This is a genomic window from Streptomyces sp. NBC_01439, from assembly GCF_036227605.1.
Lineage (GTDB): Bacteria > Actinomycetota > Actinomycetes > Streptomycetales > Streptomycetaceae > Streptomyces.
Window position 1 is genome coordinate 4,773,757 of sequence record NZ_CP109487.1, and the last position, 21,431, is coordinate 4,795,187.

A 21,431-nucleotide genomic window follows, 5' to 3' on the forward strand; every position below is an offset into this window, starting at 1 on the left:
GTTGATCCGCGGGGACGCCCGAGAGGCGTGTTTCACGTGAAACACGCCCCTCGGGTCAACTGGACCGATCAGACACCGATGTTGCGGCCGTCCTTGCGCCAGACGGACACGACCGCCGGGCGGACGATCTTGCCGGGGCCGTCGGGCCACACCGACTGCGGCTTCTCGACGGACGCGCCGTCGATCTCGCCCGGGTGCTGGACGGAGACCAGGACGCGCTTGTCCTGGATGAGCGGGCCGCAGGTCTCGGCGCCGCGCGGAACGGTCAGGAACTGCTTCAGCTCACCGCGGCGCTCACCGGCCGTCGCGACGCCGAACAGGCCGTCGTGGGAGCCGAGCTGGTTGCCGTCCGTGGAGATCCACAGGTTGCCGTGCGGGTCGAAGGCCACGTTGTCCGGGCACGAGATGGGGCTGACCTTGTCCTTGGGGAAGCCCGCGAAGTAGGTGGCTGGGTCGTTCGGGTCACCGGCGACCAGGAAGAGCCGCCAGGCGAAACCGTCGCCCGCCGGGTCGTCGAAGTTCTCGGCGAGCTCCAGGATCTGGCCGTGCTTGTTCAGGTTGCGCGGGTTGGCCTCGGTGGCGCCTTCCTTGCCCGGCTTGCCGCGGTCGGTGTTGTTGGTCAGTGCGATGTAGACGCGACCGGTGCGCGGGGAGGGCTCGACGTCCTCCGGACGGTCCATCTTCGTGGCGCCCACCTTGTCGGCGGCCTGCCGCGTGAAGACGTACACCTCCTCGGCGGTCATGCCCTCGACGTGCGACACGTTGCCGGTGGCCAACTTGATCCACACGCCGGAGCCGTCGAACTCGCCGTCGGAGGGCAGCTTGCCCGTGCCGTCGAACTCGGCGGCCGGGGAGTCACCGGTGAGCTTGGCGACGTAGAGGGTGCCCTCGTCGAGCAGCGTGAGGTTGTGCTCCTTCGCGGCGCGCGAATTGCCCTTCTTCATCCGCTTCGACGAGACGAACTTGTAGAAGTAGTCGAAGCGCTCGTCGTCGCCCATGTAGACGACCGGACGGCCGTCCTCGGTCAGGCGGGGCTGCGCGGCCTCGTGCTTGAAGCGGCCGAGCGCGGTGCGCTTGCGCGGCACCGAGTTCGGGTCGTACGGGTCCAGCTCGACGACCCAGCCGAAGCGGTGCGACTCGTTGGGCTCCTGCGCCACGTCGAAGCGCTTGTCGAACCGCTCCCACTTGCGCTCGGTGGCGCCGGCGGTCACGCCGTAACGCTTCAGGCGGGCGGCCTGGGTGGGCTCGGTGACCTGGCCGGCGTTGCCGAAGTACTGGTTGAAGTTCTCCTCGCCGTGGAGGGTGGTGCCCCACGGGGTGGTGCCGCCGGCGCAGTTGTTGAGCGTGCCGAGCACCTTGGTGCCGGTGGCGTCGACGGAGGTCTTCAGCAGGCTGCTGCCCGCGGCCGGACCCGTCAGCTTGAACTCGCTGGTGGCGGTCAGTCGGCGGTTGAGCTGGTGGCGGCTGATCGCGGTCAGCTTGCCGCTGCGGTGGTCCTCCTGGACGGCGACCACGGACAGGCCGTGCGCGGCCCAGGCGATCTCGACCTGCTCGAGGGTCGGGTTGGCCGGGTCGTACGCCTTGAACATGAGGTTCTCGTCCGTGTACTCGTGGTTGGCCACGAGCAGCTGCTGGCGCTCGTAGTCGCCGCCGAGCGGGAGGAGGCTCAGGAAGTCGTTGTTGTAGCCGAACTGACCGGCCTGCGCGGCGGCGGTCTGCTTGTCGGCGTTGAAGCCAGGGGCGCCCTTGACGATCGGGTCGCCCCAGCGGATCACCACGTTCTGCTCGTGGCCCTCGGGAACGGTGACCTTGTCGTCGGTGTTCGGCGCGACGGCCTTGAAGCGCAAGCCCCGGGCGGCCTCGCCGCCCTTGCCCGCGGCGGCCGCGGCGTCATCGGCCGCGGGGGTGGCGTTGGCGGTCTGCCCCGGGCCGCCGAACGCCACGGCGGAACCGGCCGCGGTGGCGACCGTCACGACGGCGGCGGAGCGCAGCATCGCGCGGCGGGAGTAGGCACGGGCTATGACGTCACCGACGTACTCGTTGTCGCTGGTGTTCGGCACCTCGTGGAAGCAGGCGTCGCCACAGCGGTAACGACAGGTGAGAGCGGACCGGCCGCTGCCATGCGGGTTGCCGATGAACGGCAGGAGCTTGCGCACGAGTGTCCTCCGAGTAGCTGCGTGGGCGCCGACAACGTGTCGGTACGATCCAGCCGCGACGCTAGGCCCGGGTTGCGCCGAAGCGGCGGCGCGGGGATGAACGCTCGGTGAACCCGGCACGTCGGAGCGGCAGTTCACGGAGCGTGTGCGGGTGGGTGGGTGCCGGGCGCCACGAAAGGCGCCCCTGCCGAAGATCCACCCCAGCGGCCGATAACCTTACGTGTCCACTCTGGGCAGGGATCATCCGCGCAGCACGGACAAATGACGCACGCACACATGCGAAAGGCCTGGCCCATGGGTATTCGGAGCTTGTTGCGCAAGGTATTCGGACGGTCCGCGGAATCCGTTCCGGAAACTACGGACACCCCTTCGGCCGCTGTCCCGAACCAGGCGGAACGGACCCCTCTGGACGTCGCCGCCGAACTGGTGGCGGCGTCCTTCGACAACCCCACGGTTCCGCCGCAGTCCGCCCCGCGCGACCGTGAACCGGGCACGGTCCTCACGGCCCCCGCCCAGGCGGCGGACCCCACGGTCCCGGAAGCCCGCCGCCCGTCGCCTCCGGCGGTCCAGCCGACCGCCGTTGCCGCGGAGCAGCCCGAAGCCGAAGCCGAGCCGGCCGCCGCCGATGCGGGGCCCGAGCCCGCCGAGGCCACCGCGCCGCAGGCGCAAGAGCCGGCCGCCGCCGATGCGGACCAGCCCGAGGCCGAGGCGCCGCAGGCACAGGCCGAGCCCGAGACCGAGGCCGAGCCGGCTGCTGCCGCCGAAGCGGAGCCCGCGGCCGCCGCCGAGGCCGAGCCCGAGACCACCCATGCTGCGGAGCAGCCCGAGGCGGATGCGCCGCAGGCGCAGACCGAGCCGGCCACCGCCGAACCCACCACGCCGCAGGCCGAGGCTGCCGCCTCTGCGGAGCAGCCCGAGGCCACCGCGCCGGAGGCGCAAGAGCCGGTCGCCGCTACCGAGCAGCCGGAGACCGAGGCGCCGCAGGCGCAGTCCGAGCCCGAGGCCGATCCGGCTGCCGCCGAGGCAGAGCCCGAGACCGCCCCCGCTGCGGAGCAGGCCCAGGCGGAGCCCGAAACCGCACCCGAGGCACAGGAGCCGGCCGCCGCCGAGGCAGACACCGACGCCGCGGACCAGCCCGAGGCCGAAGCGCCGCAGGCGGACGCGCAGGCCGAGCCGGCCGCCGCCGAGGCCACCGCGCCGCAGGCGCAGGAGCCGGCCACCGCCGCAGAGCAGCCCGAGGCAGACGCGCCGCAGGCCCAAGCCGAGGCCCCGGCCACCGCGCCGCAGGCGCAGGCCGAGCCCGAGGCCGAAGCGCAGGCCGAGCCGGCCGCCGCCGAAGCGCACCAGCCCGAGGCCGAAGCGCCGCAGGCAGACGCGCCGCAGGCAGACGCGGAGCCCGAAACCGCACCCGAGGCACAAGAGCCGGTCGCCGCCGAAGTCACCGCGCCCGAGGCGGACACCGATGCGGCGGAGCAGCCCGAGGCCGAAGCGCCGCAGGCACAGGCAGAGGCCGGCGTCGCTGCGAACACGGCCGCCGTCGTGCGGCGCCGGGCTCCTGAGGTCGCCGGCGCGTACAAGGCCGCCGGGCAGGTGCTCCGGGGCAAGGGGAAGACCGGGGCGCGGGCCAAGGTGTACCTCGTGCTGGACCGGTCCGGTTCGATGCGCGGGTTCTACAAGGACGGCAGCGCCCAGCACCTCGCCGACCACGCCCTCGCCCTCGCCGCGCACCTCGACGACGCGGCGACCGTGCACACCGTGTTCTTCTCCACGGAGCTGGACGGCACCGCCGACCTGACCCTCGACGGCCACGACGCCTCCTGGGTCGAGACCCGTCACGCCGAGCTCGGCCGGATGGGTCGCACCAGCTACCACGTGGCCGTCGAGGCCGTCCTGGAGCGCTACCAGAAGGACGGCGGCGAGGGCCCGGCCCTGGTCGTCTTCCAGACCGACGGCGCGCCCGACAACCGGCAGCCCGCCCGCCAGGCACTGGCCGACGCCGCCACCGCGGCTCCGGGCGTCCACTGGCAGTTCGTGGCCTTCGGCGACCACGACGCCAAGGCCTTCGACTTCCTGCGCAAGCTGGACGCCGAGAACGCCGGCTTCTTCCACGCCGGCCCCGCCCCCACCGAGCTGACCTCCGCCGCCCTGGTCAAGGGCATCCTGGAGCGGTTCTAGTACCGGCAGTACGAGCAGTACGGGCACGACACGAAGGCGGCGCCCCCCTCCGGCAAGGAGGGGGGCGCCGCCTTCGGCGTATCAGCGGACCGGGAGTCAGCCCCGCGGGGAACCGGCGTCCGGGGCGACCGCGTCGGAGACCGGCCGCTCCGCCGCCTTCGTCTCGACCGGCTTGCGCAGCGCGATGTTCAGCTCGCGCAGACGGGCCTCCTCCAGCACCGTCGGCGCGCCCATCATCAGGTCCTGCGCGTTGCCGTTCAGCGGGAAGGCGATCGTCTCGCGGATGTTCGGCTCGTCGGCCAGCAGCATCACGATGCGGTCCACGCCCGGGGCGATGCCACCGTGCGGCGGGGCGCCCAGGCGGAACGCGCGGAGCATGCCCGCGAACTCGCGCTCGACGGTCTCGGCCTCGTAACCGGCGATCTCGAAGGCCTTCAGCATGACCTCGGGCTCGTGGTTGCGGATGGCGCCGGAGGACAGCTCGATGCCGTTGCAGACGATGTCGTACTGCCAGGCCAGGATGTCCAGCGGGTCCTTCTCCAGCAGGTCCTTCATCCCGCCCTGCGGCATGGAGAAGGGGTTGTGGGAGAAGTCGATCTTGCCGGTCTCCTCGTCCTTCTCGTACATCGGGAAGTCGACGATCCAGCAGAACCGGAAGACGTTCTCCTCGAACTGGCCGGCACGCTTGGCCGCCTCGACGCGAACGCCCGACATGATCTTGGAGACCTCGTCGAAGTCACCCGCGCCGAAGAACACGGCGTGGCCGGGGACCAGGCCCAGGCGCTCGGTGAGGACCTTGAGGTTCTCCTCGGTGAGGAACTTGGCGATCGGGCCGGTCAGCGAACCGTCCTCGCCCACGCGCACCCAGGCCAGGCCCTTGGCGCCCAGCGAGATCGCGTACTCGCCGAGGCCGTCGAAGAACTTGCGCGGCTGCGCGGCGGTGTCCGGGACGGCCAGGGCACGCACGTGCTTGCCGGCGAACGCCTTGAACTCCGAGGCCTCGAACACGTCGGTGATGTCGACGAGCTCCAGCTTGGCGCGCAGGTCGGGCTTGTCGTTGCCGTACTTGAGCATCGACTCGCGGAACGGGATCCGCGGGAACGGCGAGGTGACCTCGCGGCCGCCGCCGAACTCGGTGAAGAGCTCGGTCATCAGGCGCTCGATCGGCTGGAAGACGTCCTCCTGCTCGACGAAGGACATCTCCACGTCGAGCTGGTAGAACTCGCCCGGCGAGCGGTCGGCGCGGGCGTCCTCGTCGCGGAAGCACGGCGCGATCTGGAAGTAGCGGTCGAAGCCGGAGATCATCAGCAGCTGCTTGAACTGCTGCGGCGCCTGCGGCAGGGCGTAGAACTTGCCCGGGTTCAGGCGGGACGGCACGACGAAGTCACGGGCGCCCTCGGGGGAGGTCGCGGTGAGGATCGGCGTCGCCATCTCGTTGAAGCCGAGGGCCACCATCTTCGAGCGGATCGACGCGATGACCGCCGAGCGCAGCATGATGTTGCGGTGCATGCGCTCGCGGCGCAGGTCGAGGAAGCGGTACTCCAGGCGCCGCTCCTCGTTCACCCCGTCGTCGGTGTTGATCGTGAACGGCAGCGGGGCGGCCGCGCCGAGCACCTCGACCGCGGAGACCTCGATCTCGATCTCGCCGGTCGGCAGCTCCGGGTTGACGTTGTCGGCGCCGCGGGAGACGACCTTGCCGTCGATGCGGACGACGGTCTCCTTCGTGACGCTGCTCAGCGCCTCGTTCGCCGCGGTGCCGGGCCGGGCGACCAGCTGCGTGATGCCGTAGTGGTCGCGCAGATCGATGAAGAGGATGCCGCCCAGGTCTCGACGGTTGTGCAGCCAGCCGCTCAGCCGGACGTCGGCGGCGACGTCAGAAGCGCGGAGCTCGCCGCAGGTGTGGGACCTGTACCGATGCATCAGTCATCCAGTTCTACGCGATACCAGGGTGGATTCAACCGTCCCAAGGTTACCGTCCGGGAAGGTGACGGGTCGGGCACTCCCTCCAGCCTGCGCAAATGCGTCCGGTGGTCCGGGCGAACAGGCACGTACCGGATATGACCTGTAAACATGGCCGGGTGCGCACCGAGGACGTTCTGGCCGCCATTGCGACCGGCCTGTGGCGATGGGACAACGCCTCCGGGACGGTCACCCTCGACGGTGAGGCCGCCCGGCTGCTCGGGCTGCCCGCCGAACCGGTGGTGCTGCCGGAGGCCGCCGTACGGTCCCGCTTCCACCCGGTGGACTGGAACGAGATCAACGGGATCGTGAACCTGGCCGTCGCCGAGGGCACCCTCGCCGAGGCCCGGCTGCGGATCATGGACGTCGACGGCCGGGTGCTGCGGACGGTGCGCAGCCGCACCAAACCGATGGCGAACGGGGCCCCAGGGGGGTCCCCCCGGACGGAGTCCGGGGGCGGGGCCACGGACTACGAGCTGATCGGAACCATCCAGGAGATCGCCGAGCCGCAGCCGGGCACCACGGCCGCCCACACCCCCATCACGGGGGACTGGCGGCGCTCCCGCGAGGCCTTCCTGCTGGACGCCGGGCGCGCGCTGGCGGAGGCGCGGTCCACGGCCGAGGTGCTGCGGGTCGCCGCCTCGCTGTCCATGCCCGGTTTCAGCCCGGACGGGCTGGCGGTCTTCGGCGTGGCCGGGGACCGGCTGTCGATCATCGGGCACCACGGGCACGATCCGGGGGGCGAGGGTCCGTTCTCCGACATGCCGCTGGAGACGAACTACCCGGCCGCGGAGGTCGTCCGTACCGGCCGGGCGATCTACCTGCCCACCCCCGAGGACTACAAGCGGCGCTTTCCGGCCGCCTGGCCGCTCGCCCAGCGCTTCGACCGGGTCTCCTGGGCCTTCCTACCGCTGATCGTGGCCGGTCGGACCATGGGCGCCTGGATGGCCGCCTTCAAGCACCCGGCGTCCTTCTCCCCCGACGAGCGGTCCGTCCTGACGACCGTGGCCCGGATGCTGGCCCAGGCGCTCCAGCGCGCCGTGGTGGCCGAATCCGAGCGGGAGCTCACCACCGGCCTACAGCGGTCGATGATGCCGCAGCTCGGCCCGGAGATCCCCGGCATGCGGATCGCGGCCCGCTACGTCCCGACGGGCGGCGGACTCCAGGTCGGCGGCGACTGGTACGACATGATCCCGCTGCCGTCGGGCAGGTTCGCGCTGGTCATCGGCGACGTGCAGGGCCACGACGTCCGGGCGGCCGGCCTGATGGGCCAGCTACGGATCGCCGTACGGGCGTACGCGTCCGAGGGCCACCGGCCGGACGCGGTGCTCTCGCGCGCCTCCCGCTTCCTGGCCGGGCTGTGCTCGTCGCCGGAGTCCGACCCTTACGGGGACGACGGCGGCCGGGACTCCGACTTCCTCAGCCCGCGCTTCGCGACCTGCCTGTACGTGGAGTGCGATCCGAGGACCGGCACGCTGGAGGTGGCCCGCGCCGGCCACCCCGATCCCGCAATCCGGATGGCCGACGGCACCGTCCTGATGCGCCCCACCGCGGGTGGGCTGCCCCTGGGAATCATCCCCGACACCGACTACCCCACCACCCGGTTCACCCTGGAGCCCGGCGAGACGATGATGCTCTGCACCGACGGGCTCATCGAGACCGGCGGGCACGACCTCGACACCGGCTGGGCGCGACTGCGGGCGGTCCTGGAGTCCGACGCGCACGAGAACGCGCACGAGAACGCCTACGACGCGCCCGCACCCGGTGCGGGGACGGCCGCGGGCCGCGTCGCGCCCCCGCACCTCGAAAGACTGGCCGACCTGCTGGTCCAGGCCGTGCACGGGCCGTCCTCGCACCACACCACCGGCCCGCTCGCCGACCGCCGCGAGGACGACATAGCGGTCGTGCTGCTGTGCCGCGAGAGTGCGGACCGGGGCCCGGGCACCGCGCCGGCGCACCCGGCCCGGCCCGTGCGCCGCACCGTACTGACCGTGGCCCAGGTGGAACCCGAACGGATCGCGGGCGTGCGGCAGCAGATCCGCGAGCTGCTGCACGACTGGGCCGACCCCGACCAGGTGGACTCGGTGGTGCTGATGGTCTCCGAGATGGTGACGAACGTACTGACGCACACCGACGGCGACGCCCTGCTGGTCGCGGAGGCGGTCGGCGAGCTGGGCGCGCGCCGGCTGCGCATCGAGGTCGCGGACGGCAGCGACGAGCTCCCGCACAGGCGGCAGCCGGGGGAGCTGTCCTCCAGCGGCCGCGGGGTGCTGCTGATGGAGATGCTGGCAGACGCGTGGGGCGTGGATCCGCGGGGCGAGGGCAAGTCGATCTGGTTCGAACTGGACGAGCAGTCGAAGGCGGACGCCGACCCGGTGTTCTGACCTGGCGCCAGGGCGCGCCGGGGTGTGATGGGATGCAGCGGTGTCCGATCCCCTCCTGCCCGCGCCCGTACGGCGGCTCGCCGCCTGGTGCGGCGTCGTCCTGCTCGTCACCGCCGTCCTCGCCGTCGGCGTATGGCTGTGCACCGTCTTCGACGACGTCGTGACGCCCGTCCTGCTGGCCGTGCTCGGTACGGCCCTGCTCGGGCCGATGCACCGGCGCCTGGTCCGCATGGGGATGAACCGGTCGCTGGCCGCGGCCCTGACCTGCCTCGCCGTGGTCGCCGTCGTCGGCGGGGCCACGTACATCGTCGTCCTCGCACTGATCGAGACCGGTAGCGAGATCGTCGACGCGCTGCGCCGGGCCGGCCAGATGGTCGCCGAGCACTTCGGGGCGGTGGGCACCTCGCTGGAGGACATCGCCGCGAACTCCAAGGACCTGCTCGCGAAGTTCGGCGGGACGGCCGCCTCGGGCGTGGTCGCCGGGCTCAGCGTGGTGGGCTCGATGATCGCGATGGTGTTGCTGGCGCTGGTGCTGATCTTCTTCTTCCTGCGCGACTCCGACCGGGCCGTGGGAACCCTGCGCTCCGTCGTGCCGAGCCGCTCGGGCGATCTGATGGAGGCCATGGGGCGGCGCGCGTTCGAGGCCGTCGAGGGGTTCATGCGCGGGACCACCTTCGTGGCCCTGGTGGACGCCGTGCTGATCGGCGCGGGTCTGCTGGTCCTCGACGTGCCGGGTGCGCTGGGGCTGGCCGCCCTGGTCTTCGTGACGGCTTACATCCCCTACCTCGGGGCCATCCTGTCGGGTGCCGTGGCCGTGCTCGTGGCCTTCGCCGACCGGGGCTGGATCATCGGCCTGTGGGCGCTGGGCCTGGTCCTGCTGGTCCAGATGATCGAGGGCTACGTACTGCAGCCCGTGGTGCAGAGCCGCACCGTGCAGATGCACCCGGCCGTGGTGATGCTGGCCATCACCGCGGGCGCGAGCGTCGCCGGGATCCTGGGCATGCTCCTGGCGGTACCGATGACCGCCGCGGTCTTCGGGGTGATCTCGGAACTGCGGGCCCGGTACGCCGCCGATGCGGCTCCCGGGTCCTAGGTCCTGTCGGGCCGTGCAGGCGAACGCCGTTGTCAGACCTTCTTGTTAGCGTCGCGAACCTCGCGAGGTGCGCGAACCCCGCGCACCCGAAACGATCGAGGGCGGTCTTGATGAGCGGCACCGATGTGCGGCAGTTAGGCATCCACACCTACGACCAGTGGACGGCGATGTGGAACGGTGATCTGGACCTCGCCGCGAAGATCATGGCGCCGGAATTCGTCCTGCGGTATGCGCAGGCGGGCACCGAGGCCTTCGACGACGTCCGCACTCCGCAGCAGCTCGCCGACATCATCGCGGCCTGGCATCGAGAGCGCCGCGGGCTTCGCTTCGTGGCCGAGGGCGCGGCGGTCGTGGACCTCGCACTCGTCGACGGCGCACCGACCGGTCTGGTCGCCCGCCCCTATCTCGCTTCCTTCACGGGCGAAGGCGCCCGAACCGTCGCCAGGAGCGGCACCGACACCCTGCGGATCACCAACGGTTTGATCAGCGAGGTGTGGTCCGTCTCCTCCGGCTCCGCCGGCCGGACCTTTTACCGCTGATGCTGCGACCGCAACCCGGGGGTCCCCCGGACGGAGTCCGGGGGACGAGGTGCGGCGCCGGGCGTCGCGGGCCCGACGGAACGTGCCGACGGGGCCCGGCGGAGCTGCGGGTCAGTCCTGGTCCGCCGCGCCCGTGCCGCGGTGGCCGAGGCCGGTGCGCGCGGTGGTGGGGATGCGGCCCAGCCGGCCGGCCTGGAAGTCGTCGAAGGCCTGCTGCAGCTCGTGCTGGCTGTTCATCACGAACGGACCGTAGTGCGCCATCGGCTCCCGGATCGGACGTCCGCCGAGGAGCACGACCTCCAGGTCCGGGGCGTTGGAGTCCTGGGAGGCGTCCGCCCGCACCGTGAGCGAACCGCCCTCGCCGAAGACGGCCGTCTGCCCGGTCGCGACGGGCCGGCGGTCCTCGCCGACGGACCCGCGCCCGGCCATGACGTACGCCAGCGCGTTGAAGTCCTCGCGCCACGGCAGGGTGATCTGCGCGCCCGGCGAGACGGTCGCGTGGATCATCGTGATCGGGGTGTGGGTGATGCCCGGGCCCTGGTGACCGTCCAGCTCACCGGCGATGACGCGGAGCAGGGAGCCGCCGTCCGGGGTGGTCAGCAGCTGGACCTGACCGCCGCCGATGTCCTGGTAGCGCGGGGGCATCATCTTGTCGGAGGCCGGGAGGTTCACCCACAGCTGGAGGCCGTGGAACAGCCCGCCGGACACGACGAGGGACTCCGGCGGGGCCTCGATGTGCAGGAGGCCCGAACCGGCGGTCATCCACTGGGTGTCGCCGCCGTTGATGACTCCGCCGCCGCCGTTGCTGTCCTGGTGGACGAAGGTTCCGTCGATCAGGTACGTGACGGTCTCGAAGCCGCGGTGCGGGTGCCAGGGAGTACCTTTCGGCTCGCCCGGGGCGTACTCCACCTCGCCCATCTGGTCCATCATGATGAACGGGTCGAGGTACTGGTAGTTGATCCCAGCGAACGCGCGGCGCACCGGGAATCCCTCACCCTCGAACCCACCGGGAGCGGAGACGACGGCCAGCACCTTGCGCGGGACGGCGGCCTGGGGCTGGGCCACGCGCGGAAGGGTCAACGGGTTCTCAACAGTCACTGCGGGCATGGTCAGGACCTCCTTCTGCGTCGAGTTTAGTTGAAACTCGAACTTTCTGCCACACCCCACAGAACGGAGCGGGCCCCGAGGGTATTCCCCCGGGGCCCCAACGGTCCTGACCTGCGATTACGGCGAGACGATCACCGAGTTGATCGGCGTGAGGTTCACCGCCACCCACTGGTCGACAGGGATGTTGGTGCAGTTCCCCGTGCCGTTCCAGCCGGTGCACAGCTTGAACTTCCAGTTCTGCGTCTGATTGTTGAGTGCCCAGTGCCAGTTCAGCTGGTTGCTGAGGTTGTAGGTCCCCGCCCTGCTGAACCGCAGCGACGGCTGCACGCCCGCCGCGGGCGAGCCCTCCGGCCAGATGCACGCCTCACCCGAGCGGCACCCCTCGACCGTGTGGTCGGACGCCTGTGCCTGCCCTGCCGCCAGGACCCCCGTGCCCAGCGCCAGCGTCGCGGCGGCCGCCACCGCGGTGAGCGTCGTGCGGATCGTCGTACGAGCCATCTCTGCCTCCTCATGGATGGGGCGGGAGGGGCTCCCCCGTGGATCCCCCCGCTGCACCGATGCTCCGGGCGGACCGGGACGGGCCGCGATCCTTTCGGGCAGGGCCGAAGCGTGGCTTGGCCGGGGCTCAGCCGCCGCTGTGGAGCAGGTCCACGCCCAGGCCCGTCACCGAGTGCAGGACCGCCTTGCCGTCGCGCTCCGTGGTGATCAGGCCGGCCGCGCGCAGGGTGCGGGTGTGCTCGGAGGCCGAGGGGAGGCTGATGTCGAGGTCCCGGGCCAGCTCGCTGGTCGTGCGCTGCTCGATCAGCGACTGGAGCACCGCCGCCCGGGTCCGGCCCAGGAGGGCGTCCAGCGCCCCCTGCGCCGGGCCCGGGCCGATCAGGGGCAGCGGCGTCAGCGCCGGGTAGAGCAGCACGCACCTGCCGTCCGGGCCGTCCGGGCCCTCGGCGAGCAGCGGCCGGCCCGTCCAGAACGGCGAGGGCATCAGCAGCAGGCCGCGCCCGCCGAGGTGGACCTCGTAGTGCGGCGGCCCGTCCACCTCCAGCGCCGTGCCCGACCAGGCGGCCAGCGGATGCGTGCTCGCCAGGCACGCCTTGATGCCGTGGGCGGCCAGCAGCCGGCTGCGCCAGGCCACGTCCGCCCGGAAGGACTGCCGGATGCGCGGCCAGTGCGGGGCGACGACCACCTCGTGGGCGGACCGGAGCGCGCCGCCGAGCTGGTCCCACGCCCCGCGGTCCTGGGCCCACAGGGCACGCAGCCAGGACGCGGAGCCCGGAGCCCGGGCGGCGACGCGGTGCAGCTCGCCGGGGGTCAGGGACGGGCCGGCGTCGCGTACGACGGCCAGCCCCTCCTCAAGGGTGCGCGCGTACGGCTCGACGAACTGGGGGTTGTCGCCGTCGGGGCGCAGGAGGTCGAGGAGGAGGCGGGCCCGGCCCGGTAACTCCCTGCCGACACGGCTGCGCCAGCGCCCGAAGACCGCCTGTTCGTCGGTGCGCTGCCAGGCGACGATCGCCATGCCCAGCTCCACCAGCGGCAGCGGCTCGCTCGCGAAGGTGACGTTGAACAGGTCCTCCGCCGTGAAATGCACCCGCAGCACGCTCCGCCCCCCCCGTCAGGCGCCGGCCTTGACGCCTCCGGCTAGCCGTACATCCGGCGCATCGCGAAGTCGACCATCTGCTCGACCGCCTTCGCGTCGAAGACCATCCGGTGGTCGCCCTCCATGTCGAGGACGAAGCCGTACCCGGTCGGCAGCAGGTCGATCACCTCCGCGCCGGTGATCACGAAGTACTTGGACTCCTTGCCGGCGTACCGGCGCAGTTCCTTGAGCGTGGTGAACATGGGGATGACCGGGTGCTGCGTGTTGTGCAGCGCCAGGAATCCGGGGGTGTCGCCGCGCGGGCAGTAGACCTTCGAGGTGGCGAAGATCTGCTGGAAGTCCTCGGCGGAGAGGGAGCCCGTGGTGAAGGCCCGCACGGCGTCGGTGAGCGACGGCGGGGACGGCTCCGGGTACAGCGGCGGCGCCTGTTGCGCGTAGCCCTGCGGGGGCTGCTGCGCATACTGCTGCTGGGCACCCGGGTTCTGGTCATAGCCGTACATGGGCCGAAGCCTACCGAGCGCCTGCGGCAGTACCGGCCGGTACTAGCCAGTCCCCTACCCGGGCGGGCGCGGGGGACGGCCTCAGCCGGGTAGCTCCCCGGCCTTCAGCGCCCGCACAAACGGCCCCCACGCACCGGCGGTGACGACCAGGACGGGCCCCTGGGGCCGCTTCGAATCCCGGACGGGCACGACCCCGGCGAGGCCGTCGGCCACCTCGACACAGTTGCCACCGTCGCCGTTGCTGTAGCTGCTCTTGCGCCAGTTCGCGGCGCCGAACTCACTCCCGTTGCTTGCCATTCCGGTACTCCTCAGCAGCTTGCTCGATCATGGCGAGAGAGGCCTCGGGCGGCAGTGCGGCAGCCCTGAGCCGATGGTATGACCCTCGATACCTCTTCACGAGTGCCGGATCGTCCACGACCTGGCCGTGATACGGCCCCTCCGTATACGCGAGCGGCGGTTCGTCGTCGAACTCCATGAACATGAGCGGCAGCCCCAGAAAGGGCTGCATCGCAGAACTCCACAGCAAGACCTGTGGAACGATGCGGCGGCGCCTGGCCAGAGCAGCGATGCTCTCAAGTTGTTCGGCCATCTCGACGGGCGGCAACAGGGGCTGCCGCACAAGACATTCATGCAGAATCGTCCAGTATTCGGGGCTCTTCGGATCCTCGAACAGAGAGGCCCTCTGCATGCGGGCGCGGACCTTCGCGTCCACCTCCTCCGGCAGGTCCAACGGATGGGTGGAGTGGATGACCGCCCGCGCGTACGCCTCCGTCTGCAGCAGCCCGGGGATGAGCGCGTTGCTCCACTCCTCGATGACCCGTGCCCGCCGCTCCGCCTCCACAACCGGGGCCACGTACTCGGCGTGCGCGCCCCGCTTGGCCTTCCGTACGTCGTCACAGCGCCGCCAGAAGAATCCGTCGGTCGTCAGCACCTGGTCGACATGGCGCGCGAGATCTTCCGGCATCCGCCGCTGCGCCCGTTCGATCTCGCTCAAGTAGCTGGCCCCATAGAAGCTGCCCTCCACGACCTGCTGAAGCGTGAGGCCTGCCGCCTCCCGCCGCCAGCGAAGCTCCTTGCCGTAAAAGGCCGGCACGCTCGCCGAGCCGTCGATCTCTTTGCGTGGGGCCATCGCAGAGCCTGCCTTCCACACTCCGTGCTGTGGACCGGAAACCCTTCCCACGGTAGGCAACTGGGCGCCAGCCTGTGAGGACTTCGTCACACTCCGCCACGGAAGGGTTCGCCATGAGCGACCACGCCAACGACCGCGTAGCCATCGAGGCCCTCACCGCGCTACGCACCGCGCTCGCCGCGCACGGGATCACCCTGCCCTCGCTGGACCTGGACCTCCTCTCCTACGCCGGGCGCTACGACTCACCGCCCCTGATCACCCTCGGCAACTGCAACGCCGCCACCGCGCAGCGACTGGCCGACGCCCTGGCCGAGCGGTGAACGACCTCAGCGTCCGGCTGCTCGCCACCCCGCAGGCGGCCCCGACACTCCGGCACGCCGTGCGGGAGCACCTCGGCCCGGGATCCGGCGACGCGGAGCTCTGCGTCACCGAGCTGCTGGCCAACGTCATCCGCCACCTCGGCGAAGGCACCCCCGTCACCCTGCGCGTCACCGGGACCGGAAGGGCAGCCCGTACGCGGGTCGAGCTCACCGATCCCGCCCCGCGCGCGCAGCCCGTGCTGCGGCAGGCGGAGGAGGGCGCGGAGTCGGGGCGCGGCCTCGCCCTGCTCGACGCCGTGGCGCTGCGGTGGGGGGTCACCCGGGGCACCCGGACCAAGACGGTCTGGTGCGAGCTTTGACCCTGGTCACAGTCGGCCGATAAGGGTTGCCGTTATTACCGACGGGTAGCATCATTACGTTACCGATTGGTATGTACGAGGAACCCTGTCTCCCCGAGCCTTAACGGAGCCGTCGCCATGGGGCACTACAAGTCGAATCTCCGCGACATCGAGTTCAACCTCTTCGAGGTGCTCGGCCGCGACCAGCAGTACGGCACCGGTCCGTTCGAGGAGATGGACGCGGAGACCGCGAAGAACATCCTGTCCGAGATCGCCCGCCTCGCCGAGAACGAGCTGGCCGAGTCCTTCACGGACGCCGACCGCAACCCGCCGGTCTTCGACCCGGCCACCAACACCGCCCCGGTCCCGGCCTCGTTCAAGAAGAGCTACAAGGCCTTCATGGACTCCGAGTACTGGCGCCTCGGCATCCCGGAGGAGATCGGCGGCACCGTCTCCCCGCGCTCCCTCGTCTGGTCCTACGCGGAGCTCCTGCTCGGCTCGAACCCGGCCGTGTGGATGTACTCCTCCGGCCCGGCGTTCGCCGGCGTCCTCCACGAGGAGGGCAACGAGGCGCAGAAGAAGATCGCCCAGATAGCCGTCGAGAAGCGCTGGGGCTCCACCATGGTCCTCACCGAGCCGGACGCCGGCTCGGACGTGGGCGCCGGCCGCACCAAGGCGGTCCAGCAGGAGGACGGCTCCTGGCACATCGAGGGCGTGAAGCGCTTCATCACCTCCGGTGAGCACGACATGGAGGAGAACATCCTCCACTACGTCCTCGCGCGCCCCGAGGGCCACGGCCCGGGCACCAAGGGCCTGTCCCTCTTCCTCGTCCCGAAGTTCCACTTCGACTGGGAGACCGGCGAGCTGGGCGAGCGCAACGGCGTCTACGCCACGAACGTCGAGCACAAGATGGGCCTCAAGGCCTCCAACACGTGCGAGATGACCTTCGGCGACCAGCACCCCGCCAAGGGTTGGCTGATCGGTGACAAGCACGACGGCATCCGCCAGATGTTCATGATCATCGAGTTCGCCCGCATGATGGTCGGCACGAAGGCCATCGCCACCCTCTCCACCGGCTACCTGAACGCGCTGGAGTACGCCAAGGAGCGCGTGCAGGGTCCGGACCTGGCGAACTTCATGGACAAGACCGCGCCCAAGGTCACCATCACGCACCACCCCGACGTGCGCCGCTCGCTCATGACGCAGAAGGCCTACGCCGAGGGCATGCGCGCCCTGGTCCTCTACACGGCCTCCGTGCAGGACGAGATCCAGGTCAAGCAGGCCGCCGGCCAGGACGCCTCCGCCGAGATCGGCCTGAACGACCTGCTCCTGCCGATCGTGAAGGGCTACGGCTCCGAGAGGTCCTACGAGCAGCTCGCGCAGTCCCTGCAGACCTTCGGCGGCTCCGGGTACCTGCAGGAGTACCCGATCGAGCAGTACATCCGCGACGCCAAGATCGACACCCTCTACGAGGGCACCACGGCCATCCAGGGCCAGGACTTCTTCTTCCGGAAGATCGTCCGCGACCAGGGCGCCTCCCTGAACGTCCTCTCCGAGACGATCAAGAAGTTCCTGGCCGAGGCCGTCGGCGGCGAGGAGCTGGCCGGCGCCCGCGACGCGCTCGCCAAGGCCGCCGTCGACCTGGAGGCCATCGTCGGCCAGATGATCGTCGACCTCACCGCCACCGGCGAGGACGTCAAGAACATCTACAAGGTCGGCCAGAACACCACCCGCCTGCTGATGGCCTCGGGTGACGTGGTCGTCGGTTACCTGCTGCTCAAGGGCGCCGCCGTGGCCGCCGAGAAGCTGGCGACCGCCGCCCCGAAGGACGTCCCCTTCTACACCGGCAAGATCGCCGCCGCGAAGTTCTTCGCGTCCCAGGTCCTGCCGAACGTCTCGGTCGCCCGCGCGCTGGCCGAGGCCGTCGACAACTCCCTCATGGAGCTCGACGAGGCCGCCTTCTAAGAAGGCCGCGCCACCGCCGCGCACACCTACCAGCGGCCGGGCTCCCCGCACAGGGGCCCGGCCGCTGGCGCGTACCCGGCCCCAGGCCCCTGTCCTGCGGCTTTCCCCCGATGTCAGTCGTTCATGGGACGCTCGTACACATGAGTCCACAGGATCAGCACGGCAGCAGGGGGTACTCCGTCCCCACCGGGCGCCCGTACGCCCTCAAGGAGCTGCAGGCGAGCCTGGGCAGCCTCGGCGACCACCTGCGCGAGCTGTACGACGGCGCCCACCCCGCCGAGTACGACACCATCGCCGACGCGCTGTACGTGGCCTTCCAGACGGCCACCGGACTGGCTCCCGCCAAGAGCTACACCGGCTGCCCCGAGCACCCCAACGGCGCCCTGGACCCCGAGGCACCCGAAGGCTGGGGCCGCTGCCTCATCTGCAACGACCGCCGACGCCTCGGCCAGCGCCACCGCGGCGGCCCGCCCGCCGCCCCCGCCGGAGAGCAGCGGCGCCTCGGCTACCCCGTACCGGACCCCCCGTACACGCTTGAGCGGCTGCGCACCTATCTGCGCACCGTCGAGGACCAGCGGTTCCACCTGGGCCTGTCCTCGCCCGCGGACGACTTCGTCCGCATCGCCGACGACCTCCACCGCGCCTTCATCGTCGCCCGCGAACTTTCCCGGCCACGCAACGCCTCGGGATGCGCCGAACATCCCGGCGCGCCGATCGACCCCGACGCTCCAGCCGGTGAGGCCTGTATCTTCTGCGCCGGACGCAAGAGACGCGCGCAGCGCTCCCCGCAGACCCCGGAGATGCTCCCGCGCATCCGCCGGGGCGAGCGCAGGCAGTTGCAGCGCCGCTTCGAGCGTCCGCCGGGCTGAAAACCGACGGGACCGCAGACCACCCACCCTGCGGACCCCGACCTCCGGCCATCCCTCGCAGTCCGGCCACGGCGAACACGACCGTCATTAAGGTGAACGACATGAGCTCTCCCGCCCGCTTCGACCGCGGCCACACCGACGATCTGATGACCTTCCTGACGGCCAGTCCGTCGCCGTACCACGCCGTGGCCAACGCGGCGGAGCGGCTGGAGAAGGCGGGCTTCAGGCAGTTGTCGGAAACGGACGCCTGGGATGCGGGTACCGGGGGCAAGTTCGTGCTCCGCGGTGGTGCGCTCATCGCCTGGTTCGTCCCCGAAGGCGCGGCCGCACACACCCCGTTCCGGATCGTCGGCGCACACACCGACTCCCCGAACCTGCGGGTCAAGCCGCTGCCGGACACGGGCTCGCAGGGCTGGCGGCAGATCGCCGTCGAGATCTACGGCGGCACCCTGCTCAACACCTGGCTGGACCGCGACCTGGGACTGGCCGGGCGGCTGACCCTGCGCGACGGCACCGAGCGCCTGGTGAACGTGGACCGCGCACTGCTGCGCGTGCCCCAACTCGCCGTGCACCTGGACCGGTCGGTCAACAGCGACGGCCTCAAGCTCGACAAGCAGCGGCACATGCAGCCGATCTGGGGGCTGGGCGATGTGCAGGAGGGCGACCTGATCTCCTTCCTGGAGGAGGAAGAGGGCCTGGAACAGGGGTCGGTGGCCGGCTGGGACCTGATGGTCCACTCCATCGAGCCGCCGTCGTACCTGGGCCGCGACCGCGAGCTGGTGGCCGGACCGCGCATGGACAACCTGCTGTCGGTGCACGCGGGCGTCGCGGCGTTGGCCGCGGTCTCCACCGCCGACAAGCTGGACCACATTCCGGTGCTGGCCGCCTTCGACCACGAGGAGAACGGCTCGCAGTCCGACACCGGCGCGGACGGCCCGCTGCTGGGCAACGTGCTGGAACGTTCAGTCTTCGCCCGCGGCGGCTCGTACGAGGACCGCGCGCGGGCCTTCGCGGGCACCATCTGTCTGTCTTCGGACACCGGGCACGCCGTACACCCCAACTACGGTGAGCGGCACGACCCGACGCACCACCCGCGCGCCAACGGCGGACCGATCCTGAAGGTCAACGTCAACCAGCGGTACGCCACCGACGGCAGCGGGCGCGCCGTGTTCGCCGCGGCCTGCGAGCGGGCCGGCATCCCGTGGCAGACCTTCGTCTCCAACAACTCGATGCCCTGCGGCACGACGATCGGCCCGATCACCGCAGCCCGCCACGGCATTCAGACCGTGGACATCGGCGTCGCGATCCTCTCGATGCACAGCGCCCGCGAACTGTGCGGCGCGGACGACCCGTTCCTCCTGGCCAACGCGCTGGTGGCCTTCCTGGAGGGCTGAGCCCTCCAGGAAGACCGCGCCGGCCACCGGCTACCCTTCGGCGTCCATTCCGGCGAGGACGAGGGGCAGCCGGGCGGCGCCGTCGGCGGTGACGCGGAGCGGCACGCCCCAGTCCTGCTGGTGGACGTGGCAGGCCGGGTACTCGTTGGCGGGGTCGTCGTCGCAGGACGCCGCCATCGCCGAGACGTGCAGGACGCCCTCGGTGACCTCCGGGTTCAGCGCGAGCTCCCGGAACAGGTCGGTCCCGGCGCCCTCGCCGTCCGCCAGCAGCTCGGGCGGGGTCGAGGAGACGAGCAGCCGGGTGGAGGGCCCGTAGCGGGTGTCGAGCTTCTGCCCGGCCGGCGCCTGGAAGACCACGTCGAGGCGGAGCGTGCCGGGCGCCACCTCGGTGGCGGCCCGCTGCGTGCGGTGGGCGACCGCGTCCACCCGGACCGCCTCCTCCGGGAGGCGCAGCCGGGTCAGCCGGTGCCGGGCCGACTCGACGACCACGATGTCCTGGCCGACCAGCACGGCGTCGCTGGGCTCGCGCAGATCGGTCGCGAGGGTCGAGACCTGTCCGGTCGCCGGGTCGTAGCGGCGCAGCGCGTGGTTGTACGTGTCGCACACGGCGACCGAGCCGTCGGGCAGGGCCGTCACGCCCAGCGGGTGCTGGAGCAGGGCCTGGGCGGCATCGCCGTCGCGGTGCCCGAAGTCGAACAGCCCGGTGCCGACGGCGGACTTGATCACGTAGCCCTCGTCACCGGCCTCCACGTACCGCAGGGCGCTGGTCTCGGAGTCGGCGATCCACAGCCGGTCCCCGGCGGCCGCGAGCCCCGAGGGCTGGGCGAACCAGGCCTCGGCGGCCGGCCCGTCGAGCAGCCCTTCGTTGGTCGTCCCGGCCGCGACCTCGACCGTCCCGGCCTCCGGGTCCCAGGTCCACAGCTGGTGCACGCCGGCCATGGCGATCCAGACCCGGCCCTGCCACCAGGCCACGTCCCACGGCGAGGACAGGTCCACCTCCAGCGCGGGCCCGGAGGTCGGCGACCCCTGCCACCACTGCCTGCCGGTCCCGGCGACGGTCTCCACGTGCCCGGTGGCCGGGTCGTAGGTGCGCAGCGCGTGGTTGACGGTGTCGGCGACGACGACCTTGCCGTCGGGCAGCAGTGCGAGGCCCTGCGGTTCGCTGAAGCCGTCCCCGGCGAAACCGCGCTCGCCGCTGCCGATGCGGCGCACGACGCTCTCGCCGTCGGCGGCCAGTTCCACGAGCTGGTGCCGGGTGGAGTCGGAGACCAGCAGGTTCCCGGACGGCAGCAGCAGCGCCTTCCCGGGGAAGCGCAGGGCGCCGGCCACCGGCTCGGGCGCCACGTACGGCCCGTCACCGCGCCGCAGCGTGCCCTTGGCCTCGTGCTCGGCCTCCAGCTCCTCGACCAGGCGGGCGATGGCGTGCGCGTGCCCCTCGCCGGCGTGCTGGGCGACGACGTACCCCTCGGGGTCGATCACGACGAGCGTGGGCCAGGCGCGTACGGCGTACTGCTTCCAGGTCGTGAGCTCGGGATCGTCCAGCACCGGGTGGTGCACCTGGTACCGCTCGACGGCATCGACGACGGCGGCGTGCTCGGCCTCGTGCACGAACTTCGGGGAGTGCACGCCGATGATCACGACGGTGTCGCGGTGCTTCTCCTCCAGCTCGCGCAGCTCGTCCAGGACGTGCAGGCAGTTGATGCAGCAGAAGGTCCAGAAGTCGAGGATCGTTATGCGTCCTCGCAGGTCGGCGAGGCTGAGGTCTTTCCCGCCGGTGTTCAGCCAGCCCCCCTTGCCGATCAGCTCGGGGGCACGGACACGGGCACGGCGGCGGGGCGCAGGAGCGGGGGTGGGCTCCGGGGCGACATCGTTCATGCTTCAAGCTTGCCATCCGGGTGTGAACACCGGA

General features: G+C 71.3%; 18 protein-coding genes. 9 read left to right on the forward strand and 9 right to left on the reverse strand.

Going from position 1 to position 21,431, the window contains the following annotated elements:
• Positions 1-68 precede the first annotated feature (68 nt).
• Positions 69-2,156 (reverse strand): PhoX family protein, encoded by a 2,088-nt coding sequence (locus tag OG207_RS21345; protein WP_329100084.1) that lies wholly within the window; start codon positions 2,154-2,156, stop codon positions 69-71.
• Positions 2,157-2,450: 294 nt separating this feature from the next.
• Between OG207_RS21345 and OG207_RS21350 the strand changes: the two genes are divergently transcribed.
• On the forward strand, positions 2,451-4,331 hold the full coding sequence (locus tag OG207_RS21350; protein WP_329100085.1) for a VWA domain-containing protein: 1,881 nt from the start codon (positions 2,451-2,453) through the stop codon (positions 4,329-4,331).
• A gap of 96 nt (positions 4,332-4,427) precedes the next feature.
• On the opposite strand, the gene aspS is transcribed toward OG207_RS21350, so the two are convergent.
• Positions 4,428-6,251 carry an aspartate--tRNA ligase gene (aspS, locus tag OG207_RS21355; RefSeq protein WP_329100086.1) on the reverse strand — a complete coding sequence of 608 codons (1,824 nt, stop codon included), beginning with the start codon at positions 6,249-6,251 and terminating at the stop codon, positions 4,428-4,430.
• 158 nt (positions 6,252-6,409) lie between these two features.
• Between aspS and OG207_RS21360 the strand changes: the two genes are divergently transcribed.
• The 3 genes from OG207_RS21360 to OG207_RS21370 all read left to right on the forward strand — a co-directional run bounded on the left by OG207_RS21360 (position 6,410) and on the right by OG207_RS21370 (position 10,306).
• Entirely contained in the window at positions 6,410-8,674 is a 2,265-nt protein-coding gene (locus OG207_RS21360) for an ATP-binding SpoIIE family protein phosphatase (protein WP_329100087.1), read from the forward strand.
• A 40-nt stretch (positions 8,675-8,714) separates the two neighbouring features.
• Positions 8,715-9,767 carry an AI-2E family transporter gene (locus OG207_RS21365; RefSeq protein ID WP_329100088.1) on the forward strand — a complete coding sequence of 351 codons (1,053 nt, stop codon included), beginning with the start codon at positions 8,715-8,717 and terminating at the stop codon, positions 9,765-9,767.
• Positions 9,768-9,877: 110 nt separating this feature from the next.
• Positions 9,878-10,306, forward strand: coding sequence for a nuclear transport factor 2 family protein (locus OG207_RS21370; RefSeq protein WP_329100089.1), 429 nt, complete (start codon positions 9,878-9,880; stop codon positions 10,304-10,306).
• 111 nt (positions 10,307-10,417) lie between these two features.
• Here OG207_RS21370 and OG207_RS21375 read toward each other — a convergent pair whose 3' ends face one another.
• From OG207_RS21375 to OG207_RS21400, 6 genes are all read right to left on the reverse strand, one after another.
• Positions 10,418-11,413, reverse strand: coding sequence for a pirin family protein (locus OG207_RS21375; RefSeq protein WP_329100090.1), 996 nt, complete (start codon positions 11,411-11,413; stop codon positions 10,418-10,420).
• Between the two features lie 117 nt (positions 11,414-11,530).
• Positions 11,531-11,911 carry a hypothetical protein gene (locus OG207_RS21380; RefSeq protein ID WP_329100091.1) on the reverse strand — a complete coding sequence of 127 codons (381 nt, stop codon included), beginning with the start codon at positions 11,909-11,911 and terminating at the stop codon, positions 11,531-11,533.
• 127 nt (positions 11,912-12,038) lie between these two features.
• On the reverse strand, positions 12,039-13,007 hold the full coding sequence (locus OG207_RS21385) for an ArsR/SmtB family transcription factor (protein ID WP_329100092.1): 969 nt from the start codon (positions 13,005-13,007) through the stop codon (positions 12,039-12,041).
• Between the two features lie 41 nt (positions 13,008-13,048).
• Positions 13,049-13,507: an SseB family protein gene (locus OG207_RS21390; protein WP_033215170.1), complete on the reverse strand. Its 459-nt coding sequence runs from the start codon at positions 13,505-13,507 to the stop codon at positions 13,049-13,051.
• 81 nt (positions 13,508-13,588) lie between these two features.
• Positions 13,589-13,804, reverse strand: coding sequence for a DUF397 domain-containing protein (locus OG207_RS21395; RefSeq protein ID WP_329100093.1), 216 nt, complete (start codon positions 13,802-13,804; stop codon positions 13,589-13,591).
• On the reverse strand, positions 13,785-14,636 hold the full coding sequence (locus OG207_RS21400; RefSeq protein ID WP_329100094.1) for a helix-turn-helix domain-containing protein: 852 nt from the start codon (positions 14,634-14,636) through the stop codon (positions 13,785-13,787). Before OG207_RS21400 ends, OG207_RS21395 begins: the two co-directional genes overlap by 20 nt.
• 113 nt (positions 14,637-14,749) lie before the next feature.
• Between OG207_RS21400 and OG207_RS21405 the strand changes: the two genes are divergently transcribed.
• The 5 genes from OG207_RS21405 (at position 14,750) to OG207_RS21425 (ending at position 19,522) form a co-directional block, all read left to right on the forward strand.
• The gene (locus tag OG207_RS21405; RefSeq protein WP_329100095.1) at positions 14,750-14,956 is read left to right on the forward strand and encodes a hypothetical protein; all 207 of its coding nucleotides are present in this window, start codon (positions 14,750-14,752) and stop codon (positions 14,954-14,956) included.
• Positions 14,953-15,315 carry an ATP-binding protein gene (locus OG207_RS21410; protein WP_329100096.1) on the forward strand — a complete coding sequence of 121 codons (363 nt, stop codon included), beginning with the start codon at positions 14,953-14,955 and terminating at the stop codon, positions 15,313-15,315. The genes OG207_RS21405 and OG207_RS21410 overlap by 4 nt, the downstream gene beginning before the upstream one ends.
• A gap of 117 nt (positions 15,316-15,432) precedes the next feature.
• Positions 15,433-17,259, forward strand: coding sequence for an acyl-CoA dehydrogenase (locus tag OG207_RS21415; RefSeq protein ID WP_329100097.1), 1,827 nt, complete (start codon positions 15,433-15,435; stop codon positions 17,257-17,259).
• A 140-nt stretch (positions 17,260-17,399) separates the two neighbouring features.
• Entirely contained in the window at positions 17,400-18,128 is a 729-nt protein-coding gene (locus tag OG207_RS21420; RefSeq protein WP_329100098.1) for a hypothetical protein, read from the forward strand.
• Positions 18,129-18,229: 101 nt separating this feature from the next.
• Positions 18,230-19,522 carry a M18 family aminopeptidase gene (locus OG207_RS21425; protein WP_030016155.1) on the forward strand — a complete coding sequence of 431 codons (1,293 nt, stop codon included), beginning with the start codon at positions 18,230-18,232 and terminating at the stop codon, positions 19,520-19,522.
• Positions 19,523-19,552: 30 nt separating this feature from the next.
• Here the strand turns inward: OG207_RS21425 and OG207_RS21430 are convergent, their stop codons facing one another.
• Complete coding sequence (locus OG207_RS21430; protein ID WP_329100099.1) at positions 19,553-21,397, reverse strand: NHL domain-containing thioredoxin family protein; 1,845 nt, start codon at positions 21,395-21,397, stop codon at positions 19,553-19,555.
• Between the last annotated feature and the right edge of the window lie 34 nt (positions 21,398-21,431).